Origin of the sequence: Bradyrhizobium sp. STM 3809, assembly GCF_000239795.1 — a bacterium.
Lineage (GTDB): Bacteria > Pseudomonadota > Alphaproteobacteria > Rhizobiales > Xanthobacteraceae > Bradyrhizobium.
The window spans coordinates 1-12,221 of the sequence record NZ_CAFJ01000525.1; the positions used below are offsets into that span (position 1 = coordinate 1).

General features: G+C 66.8%; 10 protein-coding genes and 1 pseudogene. 5 read left to right on the forward strand and 6 right to left on the reverse strand.

The window, feature by feature from the left end; genetic code table 11:
* Both BRAS3809_RS24290 and BRAS3809_RS24295 read left to right on the forward strand, forming a co-directional pair.
* Positions 1-697: EAL domain-containing protein (locus BRAS3809_RS24290; RefSeq protein WP_035658120.1), on the forward strand; the 697-nt coding region annotated here is incomplete at its 5' end.
* A gap of 154 nt (positions 698-851) precedes the next feature.
* Entirely contained in the window at positions 852-1,394 is a 543-nt protein-coding gene (locus tag BRAS3809_RS24295; protein WP_035658123.1) for a hypothetical protein, read from the forward strand.
* 79 nt (positions 1,395-1,473) lie between these two features.
* On the opposite strand, the gene BRAS3809_RS24300 is transcribed toward BRAS3809_RS24295, so the two are convergent.
* Positions 1,474-1,953, reverse strand: a complete 480-nt coding sequence (locus BRAS3809_RS24300; protein ID WP_008964685.1) for a MarR family winged helix-turn-helix transcriptional regulator — start codon at positions 1,951-1,953, stop codon at positions 1,474-1,476.
* Between the two features lie 282 nt (positions 1,954-2,235).
* Between BRAS3809_RS24300 and BRAS3809_RS24305 the strand changes: the two genes are divergently transcribed.
* The 3 genes from BRAS3809_RS24305 to BRAS3809_RS24315 all read left to right on the forward strand — a co-directional run bounded on the left by BRAS3809_RS24305 (position 2,236) and on the right by BRAS3809_RS24315 (position 8,081).
* Positions 2,236-4,086, forward strand: coding sequence for a feruloyl-CoA synthase (locus BRAS3809_RS24305; RefSeq protein ID WP_008964686.1), 1,851 nt, complete (start codon positions 2,236-2,238; stop codon positions 4,084-4,086).
* A gap of 21 nt (positions 4,087-4,107) precedes the next feature.
* A complete protein-coding gene (locus BRAS3809_RS24310) occupies positions 4,108-5,940 on the forward strand; it encodes an AMP-binding protein (protein ID WP_008964687.1) in 1,833 nt (610 codons plus the stop codon).
* A 155-nt stretch (positions 5,941-6,095) separates the two neighbouring features.
* Positions 6,096-8,081: a cache domain-containing protein gene (locus BRAS3809_RS24315; protein ID WP_008964688.1), complete on the forward strand. Its 1,986-nt coding sequence runs from the start codon at positions 6,096-6,098 to the stop codon at positions 8,079-8,081.
* Between the two features lie 15 nt (positions 8,082-8,096).
* Here the strand turns inward: BRAS3809_RS24315 and BRAS3809_RS24320 are convergent, their stop codons facing one another.
* The 5 genes and pseudogenes from BRAS3809_RS24320 to BRAS3809_RS24340 form a co-directional block, all read right to left on the reverse strand.
* Positions 8,097-9,095 carry an ABC transporter ATP-binding protein gene (locus BRAS3809_RS24320; RefSeq protein ID WP_035658127.1) on the reverse strand — a complete coding sequence of 333 codons (999 nt, stop codon included), beginning with the start codon at positions 9,093-9,095 and terminating at the stop codon, positions 8,097-8,099.
* Positions 9,095-10,096 carry an ABC transporter ATP-binding protein gene (locus tag BRAS3809_RS24325; protein WP_008964690.1) on the reverse strand — a complete coding sequence of 334 codons (1,002 nt, stop codon included), beginning with the start codon at positions 10,094-10,096 and terminating at the stop codon, positions 9,095-9,097. The genes BRAS3809_RS24320 and BRAS3809_RS24325 overlap by 1 nt, the downstream gene beginning before the upstream one ends.
* Positions 10,093-11,034 (reverse strand): ABC transporter permease, encoded by a 942-nt coding sequence (locus tag BRAS3809_RS24330; RefSeq protein WP_035658129.1) that lies wholly within the window; start codon positions 11,032-11,034, stop codon positions 10,093-10,095. The genes BRAS3809_RS24325 and BRAS3809_RS24330 overlap by 4 nt, the downstream gene beginning before the upstream one ends.
* Positions 11,000-11,959 (reverse strand): ABC transporter permease, encoded by a 960-nt coding sequence (locus BRAS3809_RS24335; RefSeq protein ID WP_008964692.1) that lies wholly within the window; start codon positions 11,957-11,959, stop codon positions 11,000-11,002. Before BRAS3809_RS24335 ends, BRAS3809_RS24330 begins: the two co-directional genes overlap by 35 nt.
* 44 nt (positions 11,960-12,003) lie before the next feature.
* Positions 12,004-12,221, reverse strand: a pseudogene (locus BRAS3809_RS24340) (peptide ABC transporter substrate-binding protein); the annotation flags it as partial.

Below are 12,221 nucleotides of genomic sequence, written 5' to 3' on the forward strand. Positions count from 1 at the left end.
CTCGATCGCCGGCTTCGAGGCGCTGGCGCGCTGGGATCATCCGAAGCTCGGCCGGATGTCGCCGAGCGAGTTCATCACCATCGCCGAGGAGATCGGCCTGATCGTCGATCTCGGCACCTTTGTGCTCGACCAGACCGCGCGGCAGCTCTCGGTGTGGCAGCGCGCGACGCGGCTGCGCGAGCCTATTTTTGCCAGCGTCAACGTCTCCTCGCGGCAGCTTTTGCGCCACGACCTGATCCATGACATCCGCTCGGTGCTGGCGCGCTCGTCGGTGGCGCGCGGCTCGCTCAAGATCGAGCTGACGGAATCGCTGGTCATGGAGAATCCCGAGCACGCCGCGCAGATGCTGGCGCGCATCCGCGAACTCGGCGTCGGGCTCTCGATCGACGATTTCGGCACCGGCCACTCGTCGCTGGCCTATCTGCAGCGCTTCCCGTTCGACACGTTGAAGATCGACCAGTCCTTCGTCCGCACCACCGCGCGCGGCACGCGGCCGGTGATCCTCAAATCGATCATCGCGCTGGCCCACGACCTCGGCATGGACGTGGTGGCGGAGGGCGCGGAGACGGACTCCGATGCGGTCGAGCTCTATCAGCTCGGCTGCGAATACGCCCAAGGCTACGCCTTCGGCGAGCCGATGGACGCCGACGCCGCGATGCGGCTCTTGACCGAAGAGCGGCTGGAAGCGGCGAGCTGAGGGGCAGCGCCCCCGCATTGCGATCCGGTCCGCGAGAGCACGTAGACGCCCCCCAGTTTCATGCGACGGGCGCGCCTGCCTTAAGATGCATCTTTCAATTCATGTATCTTGAGGTAGAGTATCTCGGCACCGCGTTTCAAGCGATACGGGAGTGATGCTGATGGGCGCCGGGACGAACGCAACCTGGGGCATCGCCGTCCTGATCGTGTTCGTGACATCGTCCGTCGGTGACATCGTCTTGGCCGCCGAGCCGCAAACCTCGGCGAGCACGGCCGATGAGGAGCTGTTGTTCTTCATCGTGGGGTCGAGAGGATTCGACCGCCGCGAGATTCTCAACTGCGGCGACGGCAGGACGCTGTTCGACCGAGACGGGATGTGGGGCATGCGCGACAGCGACGGCCACGAGATCATCGCGCCGCGCTATCGCGCACTCGGCTGCTCCAGAGACAGCACGATCGTGGCTGCCATCGACGAGCGGCGTCAATGGTGCGCGTTCGCCGCTGACGGAACGCCACGTGATCCCGCTTCATGCCGCAGCTACTACTCGCCTGTGAATTGGATGCACATGCGTCCGCAGGAGCTCGACAAGGACCCCTACGAAAGCAGTGTGCTCTGGGCGCGCGCCCGGCTCGCATTCGGCGCTGGTCAAATTGATCGCCCACCGCAGTTCGAGAGTATCAACGTCAACACCTTCTAAGGACCCATTGCGACGAGCGCCGCTTGCTCGATCGTCCGACAGATAGCGGATGCGACACATGTCCGCGTATTGCTGCCGTCTAATCCGTCTCGAACTGCGCCAGCGCCGCGCGCGCGCGGCGATAATTGTCGGCGCCGAGCCGGCGCGCCACGCGCTTCTCGTGGGCCGCGACGGCGACGTTCGCCTTCTTCAGGATCATGCGGCCGCGCGGAGTGAGGCCGAGCGCATGCGCCCGGCGGTCCTGCTCCGACCGTTCGCGCACGATCAGCCCGGCCTGCTGCAGCTCGTCGAGCAGCGCGACCATCCGCGCCCGCTCGATGCCGAGCCGACCGGCGATCGCGATCTGCGCTGCGCCTTGATTGGCCGCGATCGTCTCCAGGATCGAGTAGAGGATGACGTCGAGCGCGAGGGGCGCGAGCGCCGCATTGACGTCGCGGAAGATCCAGTGCTGCAGGCGGCGCACGAAATAGCCGAGATGGTTGTCGAGCTCGCCGAGATGAATCTTCGGCTCCTGCCCGTCTCGGTTTCGTTGCGTTCGCGCGCGCGCGCTCTTGGACATGATGGGCTCGCTGACATGACAAGCCCTTGCCTAGACCGGCGCCATCGCGAGCACAAGCCGGCGCAATTGGTCACAGCCACAATAATTGCAAACCACAATCATTCTGTTAGTCTGCCGGCAACAAGGATACGTGGGGAGGGACGGTCATGCCGTCATGGATGACGATGGCCGCCGGCATTGCGGCAGCAATGCGGCGGCGCAAGACAGCCGGTCGCGTCGGTCTGCCGATCACGCGCCGGGCAGGCGCATCCTGCGCGGCCTCTCCCGCCATGGAGGCGCGCCATGGGTAGCCCCGAGCGCCGGACCGCACCCGAGCCCGACATGTTCGCCGCGCCGTCGATCGAGGCGGTGACGCGCGACGATGGCGCCATCATCCTGCGCTCGCGCATGACGTTGCAGCCGACGGCGCGCTGCACCGGCGAATGGCTGGAGAGCTGGGCGCGCAAGGTGCCGGACCGCACCTTCCTGGCCGAGCGCCGCGGCGGCACCTGGACCTGGCTGACCTATGGCGAGACGCTGGCGCAGGTCCGAGCCGCGGCGGCCTGGATGCTCGCGCAGGACCTCGGCCCGGAACGTCCGCTCGCGATCCTTTCCGACAACAGCATCGCGCATGCGGTGCTGGCGCTCGCGGCGCAGCATGTCGGCATCCCCGTCTGCGCGATCTCGCCGGCCTATTCGCTGATGTCGACCGACCATGAGAAGCTCAGGGCGATGATCGGCCTGCTCGATCCCGGCGCCATCTTCGTCGCCGCGCACGGCCCGTTCGCGCGTGCGCTGGCCGCGATCGAGGGCCTGCACCACGCCAGCATCATCAGCGGCGATGGCGAGGGCACGAGCACGGTGCCGTTGCAGGCGTTGCTGTCCACCAGGCCCGGCCCCGAGGTCGACCACGCCTTTGCCGCCGTCACGCCGGACACGATCGCAAAGCTGCTGTTCACCTCCGGCTCGACCGGGCTGCCCAAGGCCGTGATCAACACGCACCGGATGCTGACGATGAGCCAGCAGGCCAAGGGCCAGCTCTGGACCTTTCTGCACGAGGTCGACGGTGGCCCCGTCATCGTCGACTGGCTGCCCTGGAGCCACACCTTCGGCGCCAACCACAATTTCAACCTCGTGCTCGCCCATGGCGGCACGATCTATATCGACGCCGGCAAGCCGGCGTCCGGCCTGTTCGAGACCTCGCTCGCCAATCTCAAGAGCATGGTGCCAACGATCTATTTCAACGTGCCGCGCGGTTTCGACATGCTGGTCGCGGCCCTCAGGGCAGACGATGATCTGCGGCACAGGTTCTTCACCGGCGTGAAGTGCATCCTCTATGCGGCGGCGGCGCTGCCGCAGAATCTGTGGGATGCGCTCAACGAGATGAGCCAGGCCACGATCGGCCGGAAGGCGCCGCTGGTGTCGGCCTGGGGCGCCACCGAGACGTCGCCGCTCGCGACCGACTGCCATTTCTTCGCCGAGCGGGCCGGCAATATCGGCGTGCCGATCCCGGGCACCGAGCTGAAGCTGGTGCCTGCGGGGGAGAAACTCGAGGTCCGCGTGCGCGGGCCCAATGTGATGCCCGGCTACTGGAAAGCGCCGGAGATCACCGCCGCCGCCTTCGACGAGGAAGGCTTCTACAAGATCGGCGACGCCGTGAAGCTCGCCGACCCCGCGCATCCGGAAGCCGGCCTGTTCTTCGATGGCCGCATCACCGAGGATTTCAAGCTCTCGTCCGGGACCTGGGTGAATGTCGGGGCGCTGCGGATCGCCGGCATCGCCGCGCTGGCGCCGCTGGCGCAGGACATCGTCATCGCCGGCCATGGCACCGACGACGTCCACTTCCTGATCGTGCCCAACATCGCCGCCTGCCGCAGCAAGGCGGCGCTGGCAGACACGACGCCGATCGGCGACGTGCTCGCGCATCCCGCCGTCCGCGAGGCGATCGCGCAGGGGCTCGCCAAGCTGCGCGCCGAGGCGGTCGGCTCGTCCCGCTATGCGACGCGTGCGCTGTTGATGGCCGAGCCGCCTTCGCTCGATGCCGGCGAGATCACCGACAAGGGCTACATCAACCAGCGCGCGGTCCTCACCCGCCGCGCCGCCCTGGTGGCGCGGCTGCGGGAGGATGCCGCGCCCGATGTGATCAGGCTCTGACAGCACGGAGCCCGCTCGGCGATGTCGCGCAGGATCATCCGGAACGAAGCCGACCTCGCCGCGATCGAGCGCGACGGCCTCGATGCGTTCCTGCCGCACGCGTCTCCGTTCGCGCTGATCGAGGCCAGCGCGCGGCAATGGCCCGAGCGCACGGCGATCCGCTATCTCACCGAGGTCGATGAGCACGGGACGGACGTCGTCGTCAGCTATGCGGAGCTCGTCCGCCGGATCCGGCAGGCCGCCAATCTGTTCCGCCGGCTTGGCGTCGGCTCCGATGATGCGGTCGCCATCCTCGCGCCGCACACGCTCGCGACCGAGATCGCGCTATGGGCAGCGCAACTGGCCGGCTGCGCCTGCCCGATCAATCCGATGCTGCCGCCGGATCACATCATCGGCCTGCTCAGGGCAAGTCGCAGCAGGATCGCGATCGTGCTCGGCGAGAATGATGACATGCCGCTGTGGCCGCGGCTGGCCCCGGCGCTTCGCGATTCCGGCTGCCTGTCCGCGATTCTTCATTGCGACGCCGATGCGCCGACCGCGGGATCCGATGGCGGCTTCGAAGCTCTGTTGCATGCCGAGAACGCCGACACGCTCGACTTCGCCGTGGCGGGTGATCACGATGCGATCGCCGCCTGCTTCCACACCGGCGGCACCACCGGCGCGCCGAAGCTGGCGCTGCATACCCGCCGCAACGAGGCCTTCGTCGGCCGTGCGGCGGCCGCGATGTACGATCTCGGGGCCGACGACACTCTCATCAACGGCTTCCCGCTGTTTCATGTCGCCGGCGCCTTCGTCTATGGCCTCTCGGTGCTGGCGGCCGGAGGCACCATCCTGATTCCCACGCGGCTGGGCCTGCGCAACCAGGCGTTCGTGAAGTCGGTCTGGAAACAGGTGGCGGACTATGGCGTCACCGTGATCGGCGGCGTGCCAACGGTCATGAGCGCGCTGATGGCAGTGCCGCTCGACGCCGACATCACATCCTTGCGGATGATGCTGACCGGCGGATCACCGCTGCCGCCCGAGCTCGCCGATACGTTCGAGCGCACCGTCGGCAAGCCCGTGCGCAACATCCTCGGCATGACGGAGTGCGCCGGCGTCGTCACCATCGAGCCGTTCCACGGCTCGCGCGTGCCGGGCTCCACGGGGCTGCGGCTGCCATTCACGCAAGTGCGCGCGTTTGCTGCCACCGCGACGCCCGCCGATCTCGAACGGCCCTGTGCGCCCGGCGAGACCGGCGTGATCGCGCTGCGCGGACCGAATGTCGGTCCCGGCTACAGCGACGCGGCGCGCAACGCCGGCACCTTCGATCATGGCTGGCTGATCAGCGGCGATCTCGGCCATGTCGACGCCGACGGCCGCGTCCATATCACCGGCCGCGCCAAGGACGTGATCATCCGCGGCGCACACAACATCGACCCCGGCCTGATCGAGGACGCGCTGTTGCAGCATCCCGCTGTCGCGATCGCGGCGGCGATCGGTCGTCCCGACGCCTATGCGGGCGAGTTGCCCGTGGCCTATGTGACCTTGAAGCCAGGCACCACGGTCGACGACGACGAGCTGCGACGCTTCGTGGCCCCGCATCTCGAGCCGGCCGCCCAGCCGAAGGCCGTGACCGTGCTGAGCGACATGCCGCTGACGCCGATCGGCAAGATCTACAAGCCGGCGCTGCGCCAGTTCGCGACACGTGCGGCGATCGGTGATGCGCTGGCGCGATGCGACCTCGACCCGGATGCCTACGTGCTCGAGATCGACGAACGCGGCATCCGGCTGCTGCTGCGTGATCCCCACCAGGAGACGGCTGCCCGGGGCGCGCTGCTCGGCATGCCGATCAACTACACGATTGCGGCGAGTTGAATCGATTAGCAATTGTTAGTCGCGGTCCAGTAAAATTACGGACTCTCCGAGCGGGCACGGTAACTGCGAACCATCCGCATTTAACCGGGCATAAACGGTAATTCCTTAATTTCGTCTGCCGTCGCCCCTGGTCTCTCTCGCCCCCGGATCCATCCATGGCTCAGCCGCGTTTTTCCCTCGCGCTTCGCATCTATGCGATCATCGGCCTGTCGTTCTGCGGCCTTGCCGGCCTTGCGGCGACGCAAAGCCAGAATCTCGGCACGGCCTTGAAGGATCAGCGGCAAAGCGAGCTGACGCATCTGACGGAGACGGCGCTCAGCATCGCCCGCGAGGAATACGATTCCATCGCTCGCGACCAGGTCGCGCCCGAGGTCGCGCAGAAGAACGCCGCCGCGCGGATCGGCAAGCTGCGCTACGGCAGCGGCGACTACTTCTGGATCAATGACATGACTCCCAAGATGGTCATGCATCCGATCAAGCCGGAGCTCAACGGCCAGAACCTCGCCGACAACAAGGATCCGACCGGCAAGCGGCTGTTCATGGAGATGGTCGATGTCGTCAAGCGCCAGAAGGCCGGCGTCGTCGACTACATGTGGCCGAAGCCCGGCAAGGACGCGCCGCAGCCGAAGATGTCCTATGTCGCCGGCTTCGAGCCCTGGGGCTGGATCATCGGTACCGGCGTCTATGTCGACGATCTCGAAGCCCAGATGTGGGAGAGCAAGCGCGGCGTGTTCATTGCCGCCGTCCTGGTGATGCTGATCATCGGATCGATCACCTTGATCATCGCACGGCGGATGTCGTCCGCATTGGCCGCCATGAGCGGCGCATTGACCGAACTCGGTCACGGCAATTTCGACATCAAGCTGCCGGGCCAGACGCGCAGCGACGAGCTCGGCGACATGGCGCGTTCGATCGAGCAGTTCAGGCTGAAGACCGAGGAGAAGGCGCGGCAGACCGCGATGCTGGAAGACGAGCAGCGCCAGGTCGCCGAGCGCATCAAGAGCAAGGCGCTGAAGGAGATGGCCGAGGCCGTCGAGCAGGCGGCGAGCACCGCAGTCGGCGAGGTCGCCGAAGGCACCAGTCACATGGCCAGGAACGCGACGTCGATGACGGAGAGCGCGCTGACCCTGGAGCGCAATTCGAGCAGCGTCGCGGCCGCGGCCGAGCAGGCGCTCGCCACCACGCAGACCGTCGCCAAGGCGTCCTCGCAGCTCGCCGCCTCGATCTCGCAGATCTCGTCGCAGGTGAATAGCTCGCGCGAGCTGACGCGCAAGGCGGTCGCCGCGTCGTCCGAAGCCCAGGCGACGATCGCGAAGCTGTCCGAAGCCGCCGACAAGGTCGGCGCCGTGACCAGCCTGATCAGCGAGATCGCCGGCCAGACCAACCTGCTGGCGCTGAACGCCACCATCGAGGCCGCCCGCGCCGGCGAGGCCGGCCGCGGCTTTGCGGTGGTCGCCTCCGAGGTCAAGTCGCTGGCCGAGCAGACCGCCAAGGCGACCAGCGAGATCGCGCAGCAGATCGCCGAGATCCAGGACTCCACGCGCGCCTCCGTGACCTCGATCGGCGCGATCGGCGAGGTCATCCGCAATGTCGAGGCGGTGTCCTCGGGGATCGCCGATGCGATCCAGGCGCAGAACAGCGTGACCATCGAGATCTCGCGCACCGTCGAGGAAACCTCGGCGGCCGCACGCGAGGTGGCGAGCCAGATCGCCGAGGTCTCGCGCGAGGCCAGCGAGGCCGGCCGGCGCTCCACCGACATTCGCGACGGCTCGGGCTCGGTAGCCGAGAAGGTCCAGCGCTTGCGCACCGAGCTGGTGCGGGTGATCCGAACCTCCACCACCGATGTCGACCGCCGTCTCTCGACGCGGCTGAACATCAATCGCCCCGGCACCCTGCAGGTGAACGGCGAGCAGGTCGCCATGATCGTGCGCAATCTGTCGCTCGGCGGCGCATTGCTCGAGAAGGTTTCGGTGCGGCTGTCGGTCAACACACCGGTCACGCTCGCGATCGCAGGCATGGTGTCCGATCTGCCGGGCATGGTCACACGCGTCGGCGACCGCACCGCGCTGGTGCAGTTCACGCTCAATCCGGAGCAGACCGCGCGCCTGACGGCCCTGATCTCGGACCGTCAGGCGGCGTGATCCGCCGAGCCTTGCTCAGCGGAAATGGCAGGCGACGAGATGCCCCTCGTCGCTTGCCTTGAGCGGCGGCACTTCCTTGCTGCAGACGTCCTTGGCGATCGGGCAGCGGGTGTGGAAGTGGCAGCCCGACGGCGGATTGATCGGGCTCGGCACCTCGCCCTTCAGCCGGATGCGCTTGCGCTTGATGCTGGGATCCGGGATCGGCACCGCCGACAGCAGCGCCTCGGTGTAGGGATGCTTCGGCGTCGAATAGAGCTGACGTGACGGCGCGGTCTCGACGATGCGGCCGAGATACATCACGGCGACGCGGCGGCTGATGTGCTCGACCACCGAGAGGTCGTGCGCGACGAACAGATAGGCGATCCCGAACTTCTGCTGCAGGTCCTCGAGCAGGTTGATGACCTGGGCCTGGATCGAGACGTCGAGCGCCGACACCGGCTCGTCGCAGATGATCAGCTTGGGCTCGACCGCGATCGCCCGGGCAATGCCGATGCGCTGGCGCTGGCCGCCGGAGAATTCGTGCGGATAGCGTGTCATGTGATCGGCCTGCAGGCCGACGGTCTCCAGCAGATGGACGATGCGCTCCTCGTATTTCTGGCGCGAGGACGCCAACCCGTGGATCGTCAGCGCCTCGCCGATGATCGCGCCGATGGTCATGCGCGGATTGAGCGAGGCGTAGGGGTCCTGGAAGATGATCTGGATGTCACGACGCAGCGCGCGCAGGCCGTCGCCGGACAGCGCGATGACGTCCTTGCCCTCGAAGCTCAATTCGCCCGAGCTCGGCTCGATCAGCCGGAGCACGCAGCGGCCGGTGGTCGACTTGCCGCAACCGGACTCGCCGACCAGGCCGAACGTCTCGCTCGGCTCGATGTGGAAATTGACGCCGTCGACGGCGCGGACGCTGCCGATCTGGCGCTTCAGCAATCCACCCTTGATCGGGAAGGCCTTGGTGAGGTTCCGCACGGTGAGCAGCGGTGCCGGCGCGGCGGCGGGAGCAATGGCAGCTTCGGTCATCACGACAACGTCTCTTCGGCGCGGATGCACGCCACCTTGTGGCCGGGCTCGATCTCGCGCAGCGGAGGCTGCGCCCGCCGGCACTCCGGAATCACGAACCGGCAGCGCGAGGCGAAGCGGCAGCCTTCCAGCGGATTGACCAGCTTCGGCACGCTGCCGGGGATGCTCTCCAGCCGGCTCTTCTTGACGGCCGCGAGATCGATGCGCGGGATCGAGCGGATGAGCCCTTGCGTATAGGGATGGCGCGGATTGGCGAACAGGCGCTCGACCGGCGCCTCCTCGGCCACCCGGCCCGCATACATGACCACGACGCGCTGGGCGACCTCGGCAACCACGCCCATGGCGTGGGTGATCAGCATGATCGACATGCCGAGCCGCTCCTTCATGTCGAGCAGCAGGTCGAGAATCTGCGCCTGGATCGTGACGTCGAGCGCGGTGGTCGGCTCGTCGGCGATCAGGAGCTTGGGATTGCACGACAACGCCATCGCGATCATCACGCGCTGGCGCATGCCGCCGGAGAAGTGGTGCGGATAATCGTGCACGCGGCGCTGCGGGTTGGGGATCTGCACCAGCGCCAGCATCTCCGCCGCGCGGTCCATCGCCGCCTTCTTCGACAATCCTTGATGCAGCCGGATCACCTCGGCGATCTGGTCGCCGACGGTGTAGACCGGATTGAGCGAGGTCATCGGCTCCTGGAACACGATCGCGATCTCGCTGGCGCGGATGCGATTGAGCTCGGAGGTCGGCAGCGGCACCAGGTCCCGCCCCTGCCACAGGATCTGGCCGCCGGCGATGCGGCCCGGCGGCATCGCGATCAGCTTCAGCACCGACATCGCGGTGACGGTCTTGCCGGAGCCGGACTCGCCGACCACGCACAAGGTCTCGCCGTGGCCAATCGAGATGTCGACGCCGTCGACGGCCTGGACCTGGCCCTCGTCGCTGTTGAAATAGGTCTTCAGCCCCTTGATCTCGAGGAGCGGAGCTACGCGGCCATCCATCACATCACCTTCCGCGGATCGAGCGCATCGCGCAGGCCATCGCCGATGAAATTGATGGCGATGACGGTGAGGAAGATCGCGCCGCCGGCGAACAGCGCCCAATGCGGCGCGATGTCGAGATAGTCCTTGGCGTCGAACAACAGCCGTCCCCAGGTCGGAATGTCGGGCGGAAAGCCGAGGCCGAGGAACGACAGCGTCGATTCCGCGATGATCGCCGCGGCGACGTCGATCGTGCCGGCGACGATGACCGGACCCAGCGCGTTCGGCAGGATGTGACGGACGACGAGGCGGAGGTTGGACGCGCCGAGCGCGCGCGCGGCCTCGACGAACTCCTTCTCGCGCAGTGAGAGGAACTGCGCCCGCACCAGCCGTGCCACCGGCATCCAGCGGAAGCCGCCGATGACCAGCACGATCAGCACGAAGGTTCCGCCCTCCGGGCCGACGAGCCCCTTCAGGAGATCGCGGAACAGATAGATCACGAGCAGCAGCAAAGGCAGCTGCGGCAGCGACAGGAACAGATCGGTCAGCCACATCAGCGCGGCATCGACCGGTCCCTTGGAGTTGCCGGCCACCGCGCCGATCACGACGCCGACGAACAGGCCGACGGCCATCGCCGCGAAGCCGACGGCGAGCGAGATGCGCCCGCCATAGATCATGCGCGACAACAGATCCTGGCCGAGATCGTCGGTGCCGAACGGATGATCCCAGGACGGCGCGGCGAGCCGGGCGGTGAAATCGATCTCGTTGATCGGCACCCGCCAGATCCAGGGACCGATGACGATGGCGAGCGCAAGCAGCGCCAGGATCACGACGCTGGCGGCCGCAAGGCGGTGACGCAGGAAGCGCCTGACCGCATCGCGCCCGGGCGAGAAGCGGCGCTTCTTCGAAGCCGGCGCAGCCGCCGTTTCAACGGAAGGAGATGCGTGGGTCAAGCCAGCCATACAGGATATCGGCGATGAGGTTGAACAGGACGACGAGGCAGGCGAACACGAAGGTCACCGCCATGATGACGGGCGTATCGTTGGCGAGGATCGCGCTGATCAGGAGCGAGCCGATGCCGGGGATGCGGAAGATCTGCTCGGTGACGATGGCGCCGCCGAACACCGTCGGCATCTGCAGCGCCACCAGGGTCACGACCGGAATCAGCGCGTTGCGCACCACGTGCTTGACGATGACCTTGCTCTCGTCGAGCCCCTTGGAACGCGCTGTCGTGACGTAATCGAGCTTGATGACGTCGAGCACGGCCGAGCGGACGTAGCGCGTATAGGACGCGGCCTGGTAGAGGCCGAGCACCGTGACCGGCATCACCGCCTGCTTGAAGTTCTCCCACCACCACATCCATCCCGTGGCCGGGATGTCGGCGCGGTAGACGAACGGCAGCCAGCCGAGATTGACGCTGAAGATCAGGATCAGGAGCAGGCCGGTGAAGAAGGTCGGCAGCGAGAAGCCGATGAACGCGAAGGTGTTGGCGATCTGGTCGAAGATCGAATAGGGCCGCCGCGCCGCCAGCACGCCGACCGGGATCGCCACGATCAGCGCCAGCAGCTGCGCGGTGCCGACCACGTAGAGCGTGGCCGGAATCCGCTGCAGGATCAGCGTGTCGACGTTGACCCGGCTGGCGAAGGAGAAGCCCCAGTCGCCATGCAGCATGGCGAGCAGCCAACGGACGTAGCGCACCAGGATCGGATCATCCATGCCGAACTTGATGCGCAGGGCCTCGCGGACCTCCGGAGGGATGTTCGGATTGCTCGCGAGCTCGCCGAACGGATCGCCCGGCGCGAGCGCGAGCAGCACGAACAGGATGAGGCTGATGCCGAGCAGGCTCGGCACGGCCACGATGAGGCGCCTGAGAAGGTAGTTTCCCATCGCTCCACCTCTACGATGTCTGGCTGGTCATGGTGATGGCGCGATCAGGTCTCGCGATACCAGTTGGCGATCTGCCAGAGGTCGTTGTCCCAACCGCTCTTGTTCACGACCATGCCGTTCTTCAGGCCGATGCAGTTGCGGCGGTTGATCTCGGGCAGGATGTAATTGTCCTGCACCACGAGGTCGTTGAGCTTGATGAACAAGCCTGCGCGCTTGACCGGGTCGAGCTCGCTCGAGGCCTGTTTGTAGGTCTCGTCGTACT

What these genes read in the sequence shown, in the direction of transcription:
- BRAS3809_RS24295 (WP_035658123.1), top strand. Translation starts at nt 852, where the DNA reads ATGCTGATGGGCGCCGGGACGAACGCAACCTGGGGCATCGCCGTCCTG.
- BRAS3809_RS24300 (WP_008964685.1), bottom strand. Translation starts at nt 1,953, where the DNA reads ATGTCCAAGAGCGCGCGCGCGCGAACGCAACGAAACCGAGACGGGCAG.
- BRAS3809_RS24305 (WP_008964686.1), top strand. Translation starts at nt 2,236, where the DNA reads ATGGGTAGCCCCGAGCGCCGGACCGCACCCGAGCCCGACATGTTCGCC.
- BRAS3809_RS24310 (WP_008964687.1), top strand. Translation starts at nt 4,108, where the DNA reads ATGTCGCGCAGGATCATCCGGAACGAAGCCGACCTCGCCGCGATCGAG.
- BRAS3809_RS24315 (WP_008964688.1), top strand. Translation starts at nt 6,096, where the DNA reads ATGGCTCAGCCGCGTTTTTCCCTCGCGCTTCGCATCTATGCGATCATC.
- BRAS3809_RS24320 (WP_035658127.1), bottom strand. Translation starts at nt 9,095, where the DNA reads ATGACCGAAGCTGCCATTGCTCCCGCCGCCGCGCCGGCACCGCTGCTC.
- BRAS3809_RS24330 (WP_035658129.1), bottom strand. Translation starts at nt 11,034, where the DNA reads ATGGCTGGCTTGACCCACGCATCTCCTTCCGTTGAAACGGCGGCTGCG.
- BRAS3809_RS24335 (WP_008964692.1), bottom strand. Translation starts at nt 11,959, where the DNA reads ATGGGAAACTACCTTCTCAGGCGCCTCATCGTGGCCGTGCCGAGCCTG.